17 protein-coding genes and 1 tRNA gene are annotated in these 15,617 nt (G+C 63.7%); 13 read left to right on the top strand and 5 right to left on the bottom strand.

The features are described from left to right. The first annotated feature begins 13 nt into the window (after nt 1–13). Together ACSVIE_RS05265 and ACSVIE_RS05260 are read left to right on the top strand one after the other, a co-directional pair. Nucleotides 14–781 (top strand): DeoR/GlpR family DNA-binding transcription regulator, encoded by a 768-nt coding sequence (locus tag ACSVIE_RS05265; RefSeq protein WP_442423230.1) that lies wholly within the window; start codon nt 14–16, stop codon nt 779–781. After that, entirely contained in the window at nt 778–1,971 is a 1,194-nt protein-coding gene (locus tag ACSVIE_RS05260) for an MFS transporter (protein WP_442423229.1), read from the top strand. The genes ACSVIE_RS05265 and ACSVIE_RS05260 overlap by 4 nt, the downstream gene beginning before the upstream one ends. Here ACSVIE_RS05260 and ACSVIE_RS05255 read toward each other — a convergent pair. From ACSVIE_RS05255 to ACSVIE_RS05245, 3 genes are all read right to left on the bottom strand, one after another. Further along, nucleotides 1,916–2,620, bottom strand: a complete 705-nt coding sequence (locus ACSVIE_RS05255) for a phosphatase PAP2 family protein (protein WP_442423228.1) — start codon at nt 2,618–2,620, stop codon at nt 1,916–1,918. The two genes, ACSVIE_RS05260 and ACSVIE_RS05255, sit on opposite strands and share 56 nt — an antisense overlap. 35 nt (nt 2,621–2,655) lie before the next feature. After that, nucleotides 2,656–3,579 (bottom strand): cation diffusion facilitator family transporter, encoded by a 924-nt coding sequence (locus ACSVIE_RS05250; protein ID WP_442423227.1) that lies wholly within the window; start codon nt 3,577–3,579, stop codon nt 2,656–2,658. Nucleotides 3,580–3,683: 104 nt separating this feature from the next. Then, on the bottom strand, nt 3,684–4,061 hold the full coding sequence (locus tag ACSVIE_RS05245) for an ArsR/SmtB family transcription factor (protein WP_442423226.1): 378 nt from the start codon (nt 4,059–4,061) through the stop codon (nt 3,684–3,686). A gap of 69 nt (nt 4,062–4,130) precedes the next feature. On the opposite strand from ACSVIE_RS05245, the gene ACSVIE_RS05240 reads away from it, so the two are divergent. The 8 genes from ACSVIE_RS05240 to ACSVIE_RS05205 all read left to right on the top strand — a co-directional run bounded on the left by ACSVIE_RS05240 (nt 4,131) and on the right by ACSVIE_RS05205 (nt 13,534). Further along, nucleotides 4,131–5,636, top strand: a complete 1,506-nt coding sequence (locus ACSVIE_RS05240) for a bifunctional phosphatase PAP2/diacylglycerol kinase family protein (RefSeq protein WP_442423225.1) — start codon at nt 4,131–4,133, stop codon at nt 5,634–5,636. A 140-nt stretch (nt 5,637–5,776) separates the two neighbouring features. After that, nucleotides 5,777–6,721: an ABC transporter ATP-binding protein gene (locus ACSVIE_RS05235; RefSeq protein ID WP_426004962.1), complete on the top strand. Its 945-nt coding sequence runs from the start codon at nt 5,777–5,779 to the stop codon at nt 6,719–6,721. Nucleotides 6,722–6,723: 2 nt separating this feature from the next. Continuing rightward, nucleotides 6,724–7,572 carry an ABC transporter permease subunit gene (locus ACSVIE_RS05230; protein ID WP_442423224.1) on the top strand — a complete coding sequence of 283 codons (849 nt, stop codon included), beginning with the start codon at nt 6,724–6,726 and terminating at the stop codon, nt 7,570–7,572. Nucleotides 7,573–7,590: 18 nt separating this feature from the next. Beyond that, complete coding sequence (locus ACSVIE_RS05225) at nt 7,591–8,880, top strand: sensor histidine kinase (protein WP_426004959.1); 1,290 nt, start codon at nt 7,591–7,593, stop codon at nt 8,878–8,880. Further along, nucleotides 8,877–9,572 carry a response regulator gene (locus ACSVIE_RS05220; protein WP_442423223.1) on the top strand — a complete coding sequence of 232 codons (696 nt, stop codon included), beginning with the start codon at nt 8,877–8,879 and terminating at the stop codon, nt 9,570–9,572. Before ACSVIE_RS05225 ends, ACSVIE_RS05220 begins: the two co-directional genes overlap by 4 nt. A 62-nt stretch (nt 9,573–9,634) precedes the next feature. After that, nucleotides 9,635–10,525, top strand: coding sequence for an intradiol ring-cleavage dioxygenase (locus ACSVIE_RS05215; RefSeq protein WP_442423222.1), 891 nt, complete (start codon nt 9,635–9,637; stop codon nt 10,523–10,525). Between the two features lie 52 nt (nt 10,526–10,577). After that, on the top strand, nt 10,578–11,885 hold the full coding sequence (locus ACSVIE_RS05210; protein WP_442423221.1) for a M18 family aminopeptidase: 1,308 nt from the start codon (nt 10,578–10,580) through the stop codon (nt 11,883–11,885). 236 nt (nt 11,886–12,121) lie between these two features. Beyond that, nucleotides 12,122–13,534: an amino acid permease gene (locus ACSVIE_RS05205; protein WP_442423220.1), complete on the top strand. Its 1,413-nt coding sequence runs from the start codon at nt 12,122–12,124 to the stop codon at nt 13,532–13,534. A gap of 105 nt (nt 13,535–13,639) precedes the next feature. Here the strand turns inward: ACSVIE_RS05205 and ACSVIE_RS05200 are convergent, their stop codons facing one another. Next, the gene (locus ACSVIE_RS05200; RefSeq protein WP_442423219.1) at nt 13,640–13,798 is read right to left on the bottom strand and encodes a hypothetical protein; all 159 of its coding nucleotides are present in this window, start codon (nt 13,796–13,798) and stop codon (nt 13,640–13,642) included. A gap of 125 nt (nt 13,799–13,923) precedes the next feature. Between ACSVIE_RS05200 and ACSVIE_RS05195 the strand changes: the two genes are divergently transcribed. Beyond that, nucleotides 13,924–14,006 (top strand) — tRNA-Leu (locus ACSVIE_RS05195). A 76-nt stretch (nt 14,007–14,082) separates the two neighbouring features. Here the strand turns inward: ACSVIE_RS05195 and ACSVIE_RS05190 are convergent. Continuing rightward, nucleotides 14,083–14,421 (bottom strand): YnfA family protein, encoded by a 339-nt coding sequence (locus ACSVIE_RS05190; protein WP_426004951.1) that lies wholly within the window; start codon nt 14,419–14,421, stop codon nt 14,083–14,085. Between the two features lie 232 nt (nt 14,422–14,653). On the opposite strand from ACSVIE_RS05190, the gene rpsF reads away from it, so the two are divergent. Together rpsF and ACSVIE_RS05180 are read left to right on the top strand one after the other, a co-directional pair. Continuing rightward, nucleotides 14,654–14,959: a 30S ribosomal protein S6 gene (rpsF, locus tag ACSVIE_RS05185; protein ID WP_021473324.1), complete on the top strand. Its 306-nt coding sequence runs from the start codon at nt 14,654–14,656 to the stop codon at nt 14,957–14,959. Between the two features lie 49 nt (nt 14,960–15,008). Further along, nucleotides 15,009–15,602, top strand: coding sequence for a single-stranded DNA-binding protein (locus tag ACSVIE_RS05180; RefSeq protein ID WP_426004950.1), 594 nt, complete (start codon nt 15,009–15,011; stop codon nt 15,600–15,602). The last annotated feature ends 15 nt before the right edge of the window (nt 15,603–15,617 follow it).

Here is a 15,617-nt window from a genome sequence, read left to right as displayed (position 1 = left end):
CTACGGTTGAAGCATGGGAACTGCTGACCGTCATCGCCTCATTGGCGAACTTCTGCGCCAGCGCGAGGAAGTCTCCGTGGAGGAGCTCGTTGCGGCGTGTGGTGCCTCCGGTGCCACTATCCGCCGGGATCTCGAAATTTTGTCAGCCAATGGTGTCCTCCGCCGCGTCCATGGGGGCGCCCGCAGCCTGCTGGACCGTGGCGACAACCCCGGCTATGGACAACGGGAACTGGAAGACCATGACCAGAAGCTTCGGATTGCCAAAGCGGTGGATTCCCTCATCAGGGACCGCGCGCACGTCTGGCTGGACAGTGGATCCACGGCTACGGAGATCGCCCGTTGCCTGGGCAGGCGTACGCTGACCGTCATGCCGATGTCCCTGCACGGCGTCGATGCGCTGATGGACAGCAAAACAGGTGGGCGCTCTGACCTCATCCTCCCCGGCGGCGAACTGATTCCTGGCGAACAGTCCTTCCGTGGCCCGATGACTGAATCCAATATCCGCTCCCTCCGTTTTGACACCGCCGTCGTCACACCGTGCGCCATCAACGTCAAGGACGGGCTCCTGGCCCATGACCTCAATGACGCCGCCGCCAAACGCGCAGGCATGGAATCGGCGTCGAAGGTGATCGTTGCCGCCTCCGGCCCGAAATGGCTTGCCAGCGCGGTGGCATTGGTGTCCGCCCTGGACGCCGTGGATGTGATCGTGACCGACCTGGAACCCTCCCCTGAAATTTCTGCCCGGCTCAACAAACTCTCCGTGGAAGTTGTGATCGCATGACCACCAGCACCAAGGCCGCTCCGAACGTCAAGGCAGCCGCCGTGGCTACGTTCCTGATCTTTGGCATGAACGGCCTGGTATTCGCCAGCTGGGCCGCCCGTATCCCCGCGGTGACTGAGGCATTGAGCCTCACCTCCGGCCAGATGGGCACGTTGCTGCTGTGCACCGCCGTCGGGTCCCTGTTGGCGCTGCCGTCCGCTGGCTGGGTGGTGGGCCGGATCGGGACCGCCAATACGGTGCGTGCGGCGGGAATCGTGGCGGGCGCTGCCGGGGTGGCCATTGCTGTTTCGCTGATTGCGGCGTCGGTCCCTGCCACCGCGATTGCGCTGTTCTTCTTCGGTATCGGCATCGGCCTGTGGGATGTCGCCCAGAACATCGAAGGCGCAGACGTCGAACACCGCCTCAAGCGCACCATCATGCCCCAGTTCCACGCTGCGTTCAGCGGTGGCGCCTTTGTGGGCGCGCTGATTGGGGCGGGACTTTCCCAGCTGGGAGTGGGGCTTCCGGTACACCTCATGGTGATCGCGGCGATCGCCGTGACGCTGGCCCTGACGGCGCCACGCTACTTCCTCCCGCACGTGGCTGCGGCCTCGGAAACGCACGACGGCGAGCGGCCGGCTTCCAAGGGGCCGTCGGCTTGGCGGGATGGACGGACGCTGCTGATCGGTGTGGTGGTGCTGGGTGCCACCCTTACCGAAGGCGCCGGCAACGATTGGATCGCGAAGGCCGCAGTCGATGGATTGGGAGCCTCGGAAGCCACCGGTGCGCTTCTGTTTGCGCTCTTCGTGGCCGCTATGACGGCCATGCGCTTCCTGGGCGGGAAGGCCATCGACAGGTTCGGTCGTGTGGCGGTGCTTCGGGCCAGCATGGCGGCTGCGGCAGCGGGCCTCGCTCTCTTCGTCTTTGCGGGCAACGTGGTACTTGCCGGATTCGGCGCGGCCCTGTGGGGTATCGGTGCAGCGTTGGCGTTCCCCATGGGCATGTCCGCCGCGGCTGACGATCCCAAGCACGCGGCCGCCCGGGTTTCGGTGGTGTCCACCATCGGTTACGTGGCCTTCCTGGCTGGACCGCCCCTGCTGGGATACCTCGGCGACCACACCGGGATCCATCTGGCACTGCTGGCGATCGGGGCGCCTATTCTGGTTGCTCTCCTGCTTGCCGGCGTTGCAAAGCCTTTGCCTGCCAAATAGTCATGCCGTCCGCTTCGGCGTTCTCTTTGATGCATGCTTTGCGGAAAGCCACCCAAAAGAGCAGCACGGTGCCGGCGGCAAGGCAGGCGCCGCCCAGGACATCGCTGAGCCAATGAGCCAAGAGGTAGGTGCGGCTCACCATCATCGCCACGATCCCGATGGCCGCCAGCACCTTCATCCATGCGCGCCCCATCAACAGGCTCAGGATGACGAGGAAGGCTGTGGTTGCCGATACATGCCCGGAAGGGTATGAACCAGTGTCGGTGAGAACCCTGGCTCCTTCCGGCCTGTCGCGCCCGACCACTGCCTTGGCAAGCTGGGTCAGCGCCAGGGCAGTCAGTCCTGAGGTGCTGGAAAAGATGGCAGCTTTGGGTCGACGCCAGATGAAGAGGACGGTCACCAGGACGACGTGGAAGAACAGCATGCCCGCATAGCCGGCCCAGTTGAGGAAAGCGTTCACGGCATCTCCTGCCGGCGACTGCAGGGTGAAGATGTAAGCCTGCCACTGGGTATCCGCGCGGTTGAATGCCGGTTCCCCCTGCCCGGACATGAGGATGACAGCCGGAACAAGGAAGGCGCACAGCAATACGGTCCCTGCCGTGATCAGTTGCCAGTCCGGCCTGGTACTTGGTGACAGGACTCGGATCATCCATTCATCGTAGCCACACCGCCGTCGGCTGGGCCTCAGGCGGTGTGGAAGCGAGGTACGACCGTGACGGGACCCACGTTGTCCAGCGTGCGCCGGACTGTCTCCTCCACGTTGTGCGTCTTTCGTGCCAGACCTTCAAGGGTCACGGTGTTGTCCACGGGCAGGGTGACTTCGGCGTGGAGGGCATGGCCGGACCACCGGAGCCTGGACGAAGCTCCGGGATATCCTGCTTCCTTCAAGGCACAGGCCAGTCGTTCCGTCAGGCGGGGATCCACGCCGTCCATCAGCCTCCGGCCGACATCGCGCACAGTCCCCCACAAGAGGACGCCGATCGCCGCGGAAATGAGAACCCCTACGATCGGATCCGCCAGGGGGAAGCCGAGCCAGATCCCCACCACTCCGGCTACGACGGCGAGGGACGTGAAACCGTCCGTACGGGCATGGACGCCGTCTGCCACCAGTGCCGCGGAGCCGATCCTGCGCCCCACCCTGATCCGGTACATGGCCACGAGCTCGTTGCCCAGGAAGCCCACCAGCCCCGCAGCCAGGACCCAGCCGAGGTTCTGCACGGGTTGGGGTTGAAAGAACCGACGGACGGACTCGACGGAGGCCACTACTGCGGAAAGGGCGATCATGGCGACGATGAAAAGCCCGGCCAGGTCCTCGGCCCTTCCAAAACCGTAGGTGTACGTGGAGGTGGCCTTCCTCCGGCCAAGCAGGAAAGCAATCCAGAGCGGAACAGCCGTGAGGGCGTCCGAGAAGTTATGGACCGTGTCCGCCAACAGGGCGACCGACCCGCTGACGAGGACAATGCCCAGTTGAAACAGGGCAGTCACGCCCAGTCCGAACAGTGAAATCTTGACCGCACGGATGCCCTGCGCGCTTGAAGTGAGTGCAGCATCCATCGAGTCGGCCGGATCGTGCGAGTGGGGAGTCAGGACGTGCTTCAACCAGCCCATGAAACCGCCGCCGCTGTGATGGTTCCCGTGGTCATGGTGGTGATGTGGGTGTACGTCAACGGACCGCTGATTGTCACGGTGCATTGGTGCCGTATGGTGCATGTTCACTGGCCGGCCGGTTCCCGGGGCGGGTGTGGCTGGATCCGGTGGTGTGGTGCAGTCCCCAAGGCGTGCTCCGCCTGGTGGATGGCATCGGCCACAAGTTCCCATGCATGGCCGTCCTGCAGCCTATAGAAGACCTTGGTGCCCTCCTGCCGGGTGCCCACCATGCGGGCCAGGCGCATCTTGGCCAGGTGTTGGGAAACTCCGGCCGCGGGCTTGCCGGTCTTTTCGGCAAGTTCGTTCACCGACAGCTCACCGTGGCGCAAGGCAAGGATGAGCCTCACCCTTGTGGCATCGGCCAGCATGGCAAACACCTCCACGGCCAGTTCCACGTACTCACTGTCAGGCGAGAGGGTGCAAGCCCGCTTATCTGCATTCATACGCAGATAATTGCACACCTCTGCCTCCACGCTCAAGCAATGCCGCTGGCAGCGCGCTACTGTGGTCGAATGCGACGCTTCCTGGGCAAGGGCCCACGCCATGTGGCACGACTTGACCAGTTTCTCGTGCGCGCGGTGTCACGGCAGCCCCAGGGAGACCACGACGATTTCTTCCGCCAACTGTCCGCAGCAGCCACCAAGGGCAAGTTGTGGTTCGGCGTGGCCGGAGTACTCGCTTCCTTCCCTGGCCGCCCTCGCCGCGCAGCACTCCATGGGCTGCTGGCCCTTGGCGTCGCATCAGGCGTCACCAATCTGGTCTTTAAGACAGCCCTGCCCAGAACCCGCCCTCAGCCCGAGCACCTGCCGGTCTTCCGCTTCGTGCACCCGCAGCCGGTCAGTTCCTCCATGCCGTCCGGGCACTCTGCGTCAGCAGTCGCCTTTGCCGTGGGTGCCGGAATGGTGTGGCCCGCGCTCGGGATCGGCCTGGCTCCGGTCGCTGCCGGGGTCGCGTATTCGAGGGTCCATACGGGTGCGCACTGGCCGTCGGATGTAGTGTTCGGTTCTGCGCTGGGGGCCGGCGCTGCTCTTCTGACCAGGAAGTGGTGGCCGGCAAAACCCCTTGAGCCGAAGCCCCGCCGTACTGCCGCGGAGGTACCGGCAATCGCCGACGGCGAAGGGCTGAGTATCGCCGTCAACACCCTGGGCGGGTCGTACACCCCCGAAACGGGCGAACTCCTCCGGCAGATATTCCCCAAAGCGCATATTCACGAGATTGCCGAGGGCGACGACGTTGCAGCCGAGATCGACGCGGTCGCGACGCAGCCTGGCACCGTAGCCTTGGGCGTGTGGGGCGGTGACGGAACGGTAGGCACCGCGGCCGCTGCCGCCGTCGGGCATTCATTGCCACTGCTGGTCCTGCCGGGCGGAACGCTCAACCACTTCGCGCGCGACCTCGGGACCAACTCGATGGACGACGCCCTCGCCGCACTCACCAGGGGTGAAGCTGCTTTGGTGGACCTGGGACACGTGGTGGTGGAGCGCGGGTTGCCTGAACTCCCCGAAACCACGGAAATGGCCATGCTGAACACAGCCAGTGTGGGCGTTTACCCCAATCTGGTCCGCAGGCGGGAGCGGCTCCAGCCCGCCCTCGGCAAGCCGCTGGCCGGATTGCTGGCGTCGCTGAGGACCTTCGGCGCCAACTCCCCCACCACGCTCACCGTCGATGGCCGCAGGCACAAGCTCTGGATCCTCTACCTGGGCCGAGGCCGCTATTACCCCAGTGACCACGCGCCACTGCGCCGTCCAATACTGGACGACGGCGTGTTCGACCTGCGCATGATCAGCGCCGACGAGCCCTTCGCCCGTGCACGGCTGCTGTGGGCAGTGGTGACCGGGACGGTTGCGGCTTCCAAGGTCACGCACTTGTCCGAGGCCACCGGGATCACCGTGGAATCCGTGGGGCAACCGCTGGTGCTTGCCGTGGACGGTGAACCGAAGCCGGGTGTGCGAAAAGCCGTGTTCTCCGTCCGCAGCCGGGAACTGCGCGTGTACTCGGCCTTGCCCGAGGTCGACTGACCCGGATCATCCGTGAGGACTACCCTGACCGGACCCTGAATCATCCCTGAGACAGGCGAATTACGCACCCTCCGTGACTAGCGTTGTAAGTACAGTCAACGCTCATCCGCACGCAGGTGCTCTGAGGAGGGAACGCTTCCATGATCGAAGCAAAAGGCCTGACCAAGGTCTACGGCGAGAAGACCGCCGTGGGCGGCGTCAGTTTCACTGTCCAGGCCGGACGTGTGACGGGCTTCCTGGGCCCGAACGGTGCCGGCAAGTCCACCACCATGCGCATGATCATGGGGCTCGACACCCCAACCTCAGGTTCGGTGACCGTCAACGGCGAGCCGTTCGCACGGCACAAGGCACCGCTGCGCGAAATCGGCGCGCTGCTGGATGCAAAAGCAGTCCATACCAGCCGCACCGCCCACAACCACCTGTTGGCCATGGCCGCTACGCACAGCATTCCCAAGGCCAGGGTCCGCGAAGTCATCGAAATGACCGGACTGGGTGATGTCGCCAGGAAGAAGGTCAAGGGGTTCTCGCTGGGCATGGGGCAGCGCCTGGGCATAGCCGCTGCGCTGCTGGGCGATCCACAGACCATCATCTTGGATGAGCCGGTCAACGGCCTTGATCCGGAAGGTGTGGTCTGGGTCCGGAACCTGGTCAAGTACCTCGCCTCGGAGGGGCGGACGGTTTTCCTGTCCAGCCATTTGATGAGCGAGATGGCACTGACGGCGGACCACCTGATCGTGATCGGCCGCGGCAAGATCATTGCCGATGCTCCTATTGCGGACATCATCACCGGCAAGGGCCAGGTCAGGACCCGGGTACGGACGGACCAGCCGGAGAAGCTCATGCAGCTTCTGGCCGGTACCGGCGTGTCAGTGGAAGTCCACGAACGCGAACTGCTGGAAGTGACAGGGCTGGATCCGCGCGGCATTGCCCGCACGGCGTTGGACAACCAGGTCATGGTCTATGAGCTCACACCGCTCCAGGCAAGCCTCGAAGAGGCGTACATGGAATTGACCAAGGATGAGGTCGAATACCACTCGCACATCACCGCCGGGGCCCAGGTTCCCGCCCAGGCTGGAAGGAAGTAAACATGAGCACCGCAACTTTGGACCGCCCCATCCGCAACTCGGTTGGCCCGGGACCGGCCTTCCACCGTGTGCTGAACTCGGAGTTCATCAAGTTCCGCACTCTCCTTTCCACGCTGATCCTGCTGGCCTCGACTGCCCTGGTCATGGTGGGGTTTGCCGCACTGGCAGCCTGGGGAACCGGCCAGTTCTCCCAGGAAATGGCCAACGATCCCGAGGCTGCAGCAGCCATGGCAGCCCAAGGCGGAGACCTCGCCGTCAGCATTCCCACCTCGGGCATTTCCTTTGCGCAGCTGATCCTTGGCTCACTGGGCGTGCTGTTGATGAGCTCGGAGTTCACCACCGGCATGGCCCGCTCCACCTTCGCGGCCGTGCCCAACCGGATTTCGCCGTTCCTGGCAAAGCTCATCGTGGTGGTGGTCAGCGCCTTCCTGTTGACTGCGGTTTCCACGTATGTGGCGGGCCTGGTCGCCTTGCCGATCATTGATAACTACGATCTCAAGCTGGATCTGGGCAGTTCCCAGTCGATCAAACTCCTGCTGGTCAACAGCATTTACGTTGCAGCGGTGGCCGCCATCGGCATGGCTTTGGGAACCATAGTGCGTAACTCTGCAGGCGGCATCATGAGCCTCGTAGGCCTGTTCTTCGTGGCACCCATCGCCTTCCAGCTGATCCCCGGGGACTTCTTTAAGGAGGCCAGCAAGTACCTTCCCACCAACACCCTGACGCCACTGACCGCCGTCGAACATGTCCCGGACACCCTGGAGGCCTGGCAGGCAGCCCTGGTCCTGGGCGCCTGGGTGGTTGTTCCCGTCGCCATCGCCATGGTCCTGCTGAAGAAGCGGGACGTATAAGCCCTCTAGGCTCGAACCATGACAGATGTTCCACCAGCGAAAGACGCGCCGGCACCCACTGCCGACGCGTCTTTCGCGGAAATAGCCCAGCGCCGCAGGGGCCGGGTCCGCCGCTGGTTCTTTGAACGGCCGCGTGCCATGGATGCCGTGGTGGTGCTGTGCTACGTCCTCCTGGCCCTGCCCACCATCATTGGTTCCATCACCGAGGGCAAATGGCTGGTGGTGGCGCTGCTGCTGATGATCGCGGCGGTCCTGGCCTTCAGGCGGCGTTTCCCGCTGCAGGTAGTGATCGCCGTAGCACTGTTGGAAGTGTCAGCCACCATCCTGAACCCGTGGGGCTCCAACGTGTCCGCGGGCCTGTGGTTCGCCCTCTACGCACTGGCCTCCATCAGGAAGCGGTCGGTGTCCCTGGTGGTCTTCGTCGCCGCAAGCCTGCCGCTGAGCCTGCTCTACCTCTTTATGTGGACCAGCCCCAGCGAGATGGACAACCTTCAGGATGTGCCGGAGAACTTCCACCTGATCAACAACATTGCCACGTCCGTGACCATCATGTTGTCCAACCTGCTGGCCACCGGAATCGGCATATCGGTCCGGCAGCGCCGCGAGCATGAAGCGGAGATCGCGGCGTGGGCGGCACGGACAACACAGCTGGGGAAGGTCACCGAACGGAACCGGATTGCGCGCGAGATGCACGACGTCGTGGCGCATTCGCTCACGGTCATGGTCAGTCTCTCCGATGGAGCCGCGGTGGTGGTCAAGAAGGACCCCGCGCGTGCCGGTGAGGTACTGGGTGAACTGTCCCGGACCGGCAGGGCTGCCTTGGCCGACATGCGCCGCGTCCTGGGCGTCCTGCGGGACGATTCCGGGCGGCCGGCGCCATTGACGCCCTTGGAATCGGGACACAACCTGGCCAAGCTCCTGGACGGTTTCCGCACTGCCGGGCTGCCGCTGCACTATGCTCACACCGGTCCGGCGCTGCCGTCCGATCCCGCCCTGGAGCTGACGGTCTACAGGATCGTGCAGGAATCGCTCACCAACGTGCTGCGGTACGGCCGTTCGCTCAGCCGGGTGGACGTCCAGGTGACCAACGACGGCGATCTGGTCACCATTGACGTGCTCGACGACGGCCGCGGCACCCGGGATGGTGGCGCGGAAGCCGTGGGCAGCCTGGGTACGGGCCAAGGCATCGCGGGGATGCGGGAACGTGCCGGAATCTATGCTGGAATCGTTACTGCCGGTCCAAGCAAGAGGGGAGGCTGGGCTGTCCATGCCCAGCTGCGCTTGAACGGCGACAAGGGGGAACTGTGACAGAAGACGGCATCATCAAAGTCCTGTTGGTGGATGACCAGCCACTGCTGCGGATGGGTTTCAGGCTCATCCTCGAAGGCGAAGACGACTTCTCGGTGGTGGGCGAGGCTTCCGACGGAATCGAAGCGATCGGTTTGGTGGCTGAGTTGCAGCCGGACGTGGTGCTCATGGATGTCCGGATGTCCGGCATGGACGGAATCGAGGCCACGCGGCACATCTCGTCTTCCGGGTCCGAAGCCAGGGTCATCATCCTGACCACTTTCGACCTTGACGAATATGCCTTCTCAGGTCTGCAGGCAGGAGCCTCGGCGTTCCTGCTGAAGGACGTGGCCCCTACCGAACTGGTTCATGCCGTTCGGCTGGTAGCCAGCGGGGATGCGGTGGTGGCTCCCCGCGTGACGCAGCGCCTGCTGGAAACCTACGTACGCGGCGGGCATGCCCCGGGGCATGCTGCGCCAACCCACAGGGATCCACTGCTGGACGAGCTCACGCCGCGGGAAACGGAAATCCTCACCACCATCGCCGAGGGTCTGTCCAACGCGGAGATCGCCCATAAGTTCTTCCTGTCCGAGGCCACGGTGAAGACGCACGTCCGCAGGATCCTCAGCAAGCTGCAGTTGCGGGACAGGGTGCAGGTTGTGGTTTATGCGTACGAAACGGGCCTGGTGGTCCCCAGCAATCCGGATTACTGACGCACAGCCCCGCCACAGTTCCGCCATGTACAAGCCATAGCTGTGGCGCGTTTCATGGATGCATGACCTCCTCCAACCAACCCCACCCACATCATGACCGAGGCCTCGAGTTCGACCTCTCGACGCTCCTGAGCAGACGTCGCACGCTCGGTGTCCTGTTGGGCGCCGGCACCTCAGCAGCCCTGGCCGCCTGCACGCCGGGCACCGGAGGCGGCTCCGCAACGCCGTCGTCCACTGCCAGCGCTGCCGCCACGGCAACGCAAGGTACGACGCCGGCCGCCTCGCCTTCGCCAACGGGGACGGTGACCCGTGCTTTTGCCGAATGCCGCGTGGAGATCCCGGAGGAAACCCTGGGGCCGTACCCAGGGGACGGTTCCAACGGACCAAATGTGCTGGAAGCTTCAGGCGTGGTGCGCCGCGACATCACATCGAGCTTCGGTACCTCCACGAGGAAAGCCGAGGGTGTTCCGCTCACCGTCACGCTGACACTCCTGGACAACGCGAACGGTTGCGCTCCCTTGGCCGGCGCTGCCGTGTATGCGTGGCATTGCGACCGGGACGGCAAGTACTCGCTGTACGACGACGGGGTGGAGAACGAGAACTACCTCCGCGGGGTGCAGGAAGCGGACGCGAACGGCCAACTCACTTTCACCACGATCTTCCCCGGTGCTTACTCCGGGCGCTGGCCTCATATCCACTTTGAGGTCTTTGAATCGATGGGCAACACCACTGCGGCCGGGCAGGTGCTGGCCGTATCGCAGATCGCGCTGACTGAGGCGGCGTGCAAAGACGTCTATGCCTCGGCCGGGTATGAGGCAAGCGCCCGCAACTTCCCCAGGACAACCCTGAAGACCGACATGGTGTTCCGCGACGACGGGGCCATCTACCAGTTGGCGACCATGTCCGGTTCGGTGACCGGAGGCTACACGGCGGCACTGAACGTCACCGTATAGTCCCCGCGGTCCGTTCCGGTGCCTTCCGGGCCCATCTCGTAGACTCGGGGTCATGTCCTCCTTGAACCAGTCCGCAGCCCGTGACCACATCCAGGACCTCGGAAGCTTTGTGTCGGCTTCGCCGTCGAGCTTTCACGCCGTCCATGAGGCAGGGCGGAGGCTGGATGCGGCAGGCTTCACGGCTTTGGACGAGAGGCAGCAGTGGGAGGGAGGTCCGGGAAGGTACTACGTGATCCGGGATGGTGCCCTGATTGCCTGGGTTGTTCCGGGGAACGCCACAGCCACCACGGGTTTCAACATCCTGGGCGCACACACCGACTCGCCGTCTTTCAAACTCAAGCCCAAGCCGACCACCGGCAGGTTCGGGTGGCTCCAGGCCGGCGTCGAGGTCTACGGTGGGCCGCTCCTCAACTCGTGGCTGGACCGGGAGCTGCAACTGGCCGGGCGGCTGGTGCTGCGCGATGGCTCCGAGCATCTGACGGCAACCGGCCCGCTCCTGCGTTTCCCGCAGCTGGCCATCCACCTGGACCGTGCGGTGAATGACGGCCTTGCGCTGTCCAAACAGCAGCACATGAATCCGGTCTTCGGGTTGGGGGACCCTGCGGGTGAGGATCTGTTGGGCCTGCTCGCCGCACGCGTGGAAGGCGCCTCCGTGGATGCTGCGGAAATAGGCGGGTACGACGTCGTTATTGCGGACACGCAGGCACCTGCGGTTTTCGGGGCCAACAGTGAGTTCTTCGCATCCGGGCGGTTGGATAACCTGTCGTCCACGCACGCGGGGCTGACGGCATTGATCGATCATGCCGAAGAGGTTCCCGCCGATGGTCCGATCGCTGTCCTGGCTGCTTTCGACCACGAGGAAATCGGATCCAACTCGCGTTCCGGTGCCTGCGGACCTTTCCTCGAAGACGTCCTGACCCGGATCGCAGACGGGCTGGGAGCGTCGGTGAGCCAGCGGCGGCAGGCGTTGTCGGCGTCGTTCTGCGTTTCCGCCGACGCGGGGCATGCAGTGCATCCGAACTATGCGGAGCGGCATGATCCTGCCAACCGGCCGCTGCTTAACGGTGGTCCCCTCCTGAAGATCAATGCCAACCAGCGATACGCCACCGATGCCCCGGGGGCGGCGTTGTGGGCGCAGCTCTGCCATGAGGCCCAGGTGCCTTACCAGGAGTTTGTCTCCAACAATGACATTCTGTGCGGTTCGACGATCGGCCCGCTGACTGCAACACGGCTGGGGATCCGCACCGTAGACGTGGGTGTGCCGCTGCTGTCCATGCACTCTGCTCGTGAACTTTGCGGTGTGGAGGATCCCTACCACCTGACGGTGGTGGTTGGTTCTTTCTTCCGGCGTCATGTGTGACCGGAAGCACCCGCGTCCTTCTCAAGCAGTCATTTCAGGTGCATTTCAAAATTTATCTTGGTGCAACAGTTGATGCCTTGAGCAATACATTTTGTGCAGCTTCCCTTTTTGGCGGGCGTCAAAATGTACGGGCGCACAGCTTGGAGCCCCATCGCGGTAGCTAGTGTGGGAAAGCCATGTGGCCCGGTGCACACACCAGGGCCGTTTCCAGCCAGACTCGAAGGACGGCGCGATCCATGCACGCTGACCAACAGCTTTCCAAGTCGCTGAAGCCCCGACACCTCTCCATGATCGCCATCGCAGGCGTGATCGGTGCGGGCCTGTTCGTGGGCTCCGGTGCCGCGATCCAGCAAGCCGGACCGGGAATTCTTCTCGCCTACCTGGCAGCCGGCCTCGTCGTCATCCTCGTCATGCGCATGCTCGGCGAGATGGCCGCAGCCAACCCGGAAACCGGTTCGTTTTCCACCTACGCGGACAAGGCCCTGGGCCGCTGGGCAGGGTTCAGTATCGGCTGGTTGTATGCGTGGTTCTGGATCATCGTCCTTGGCATTGAAGCAACAGCCGGTGCGGCCATCATGCACCGGTGGGTCCCCGGCGTCGATCAGTGGGTGTGGGCGCTGATCCTCATGGTGCTGCTCACCCTGACCAACCTGGGTTCCGTGAAGTCCTACGGCGAGTTCGAGTTCTGGTTTGCCTCCATCAAGGTAGCCGCGATCGTGATCTTCCTGCTCGCGGGCATCGCGGCCATCTGCGGACTGATCCCGGGCGTATCCGCCCCCGGCGTAGCCAACCTCCTGGACCAGGGCGGCTTCATGCCCAACGGCCCGGGCGCGGTCCTGGCCGGCATCCTTGTGGTGGTCTTCTCGTTCTTCGGCGCCGAAATCGCCACCATCGCCGCCGGCGAGTCAGCCAACCCCGTGGACGCCGTCAAGAAGGCCGTGAAGTCCACTGTGTGGCGCATCCTGATCTTCTACATCGGCTCCATCGCGATCGTCGTAACCCTCCTGCCGTGGAACAGCGCCTCGGTTGCCAAGAGTCCGTACGTCGCGGTCATTGAGCTCTACGGAATCCCCGGTGCGGGAACCATCATGGACATCGTTGTCCTGACCTCCGTGCTCTCCTGCCTCAACTCCGGCCTGTACACGGCCAGCCGCATGCTGTTCTCGCTGTCCCGGCGTGGTGATGCTCCCAGGTCCTGGACCAGGATTTCCAAGCGCGGCGTCCCTGCAGCGGCAGTCCTTGCCTCAACCGTGGTCGGCTTTGTCACCGTGGGCCTCAACTACATCGCCCCGGACACTGTCTTCCTGTTCCTCGTGAACACCTCCGGTGCCATTGCCCTGTTCGTGTGGCTGGTCATTGCCGCGTCACAGCTGGTCCTCCGCAAGCGCATGGGTGCCGCCGCCAAGGATCTTTCCCTCAAGATGTGGTTCTTCCCGTACCTGACATGGATTGCCATCGCCAGCATCGTGGCCTTGATCATCGGAATGGTCATCCTGGAGTCCACCCGCGAGTCGCTGTTCCTGTCGCTCGCACTGGCCGTGGTGGTTGTTGGCATCGGCGTGTGGCGCTACCGCAAGGGTGGTACCGCGCACCAGGCGACCCAAGCGGAACGCAAGCCCGCAGAGGTAGGTTCCGGCCCGGCTTCGTAAGCGTTCCTTGGCTGCGGGGCAGCTGCCGCCAGAGTTCGACGGCGGGTGCCCCGTTGCGCTTCATGGGGCCGCCCGGGTCAGCCGCGCCGACTCAGCGGCGGGAACTCAGAGGTCGCGTGTGGCGGGCTGCTGGCCGGCCTGGGCGCGTTTCCGGTCCGCCTGGATGATGCCGTCGCGGACCCCGGCCCGGACAACGAAATACAGCGCATACAGGACGACGGACGCGCTGAAGATGGTCAGGACGAGCGAGCTCAAGGGATCCATGCTTCCACCCTAACGGGATGCTGACCGCACCCTGATGGAGTCAAAATCAACACTTTGGGCATTCTCGTGCTAGTGTCTTTGACGCTGTTACGGAGAAAAAGGAAACCGCTTCTCCGAATCACCCTGCGCGGGTGGCGGAATGGCAGACGCGCTAGCTTGAGGTGCTAGTCCTCGAAAGGGGGTGGGGGTTCAAGTCCCCCTCCGCGCACACAGGAAACCCCTGGAAGATCAAGGTCTTCCAGGGGTTTCGTTGTTGGTGGTGCCCACGCGTCCCGGGAGGCTCCCTACGCCCCGGGGCGGGGAGCAAACATGATGACGGCGACGCCCACCAGGCAGATGACTGCTCCCATGACATCCCACCGGTCCGGGCGGAAGCCATCCACCAGAATCCCCCACGCGAGGGATCCTGCGATGAACACTCCGCCGTAGGCGGCGAGTACGCGGCCAAAGTGCGCGTCCGGCTGGAAGGCTGCAAAGAATCCGTAGATACCCAGGGCTGCAACGCCCAGTCCAGCCCACCACCACGCCTTGCCCTCGCGGACTGCCTGCCAGATCAGCCAGGCGCCACCGATCTCTGCAATTGCGGCCAGGATGAAGAGCACAACAGACTTTGCGATGGTCATCCCATCAGTATTCACTGCCTGGCGGGAGCCGTTTTCCACATAAGCACTTCCGGAGCTTTGGGTGGGGCAATGGGTCGAATAGCTTTGAGTGCGGGGGATGCACTAAGATATTGAAGTCTGTGCTGCGCCCTCCTTCCGAAACTTCGGCGGGGGAGCGATGCACAGCATCGCAAATGAACCTCCTGTTACGGAAAGACCGTAACCGCTTAGCCCAAAGGAGGTGGGTTCACATATGCGTCCTTACGAATTGATGGTAATCATCGACCCCGAGGTCGAAGAGCGTACCGTAGAGCCGTCGCTTCAGAAGTTCCTGAATGTCATCACCACCGATGGTGGAACCATCGAGAAGGTTGACATCTGGGGCCGTCGCCGTCTGGCATACGACATCAAGAAGAAGTCTGAAGGTATCTACGCAGTGGTGAACTTCACCGCTGAGCCGGCTACCGCCAAGGAACTTGACCGCCAGCTGTCTCTTAACGAGACGATCATGCGCACCAAGATCATCCGCCCCGAAGACCAGAAGGTTGTTGCTGAGTAATCAGCCCTTCAAGCTCTTTACCCCGTAGGAACGAACAAGGAGGCAGTAGATGGCAGGCGAAACCACTATTACCGTCATTGGCAACCTGACCAATGACCCGGAGCTGCGGTTTACGCCGTCCGGCTCGGCAGTAGCGAACTTCACCATCGCTTCTACTCCCCGGACCTTTGACCGCCAGTCGAACGAGTGGAAGGACGGGGAAACCCTGTTCCTCCGCGCATCGGTATGGCGCGAAGCCGCTGAGAACGTGGCCGAATCCCTCACCAAGGGGATGCGCGTCATTGTCTCCGGCCGTTTGAAGAGCCGTTCCTACGAAACCAAGGAAGGCGAAAAGCGCACCGTCATCGAGCTTGAGGTCGACGAAATCGGCCCGAGCCTGCGTTACGCAAATGCCAAAGTCAACCGCACCCAGCGCTCCGGCGGCGGGTTCGGCGCCGGAAACGGTGGCCAGGGTGGCTTCGGCGGCGGCAACGCCGGTGGCTTTGGAGGAGGCGCTGCAGCTGGTGCACACCAGGGCGGCGGCAACTCCGGTGGAGGCTGGGGCGGCAACCAGTCCGCACAGCAGGATGACCCCTGGGCTACGCCCGGTGTCAGCAATGCAGGCGGCTGGGGCAACGGCCCCGATTCCGAACCTCCCTTCTAAACACCTAAACACCAC

This window comes from Paenarthrobacter sp. NCHU4564 (assembly GCF_052156435.1).
Lineage (GTDB): Bacteria > Actinomycetota > Actinomycetes > Actinomycetales > Micrococcaceae > Arthrobacter.
The sequence above is the reverse complement of the archived record's forward strand: the minus strand, read 5'-3'. Positions and strand labels throughout refer to the sequence as shown.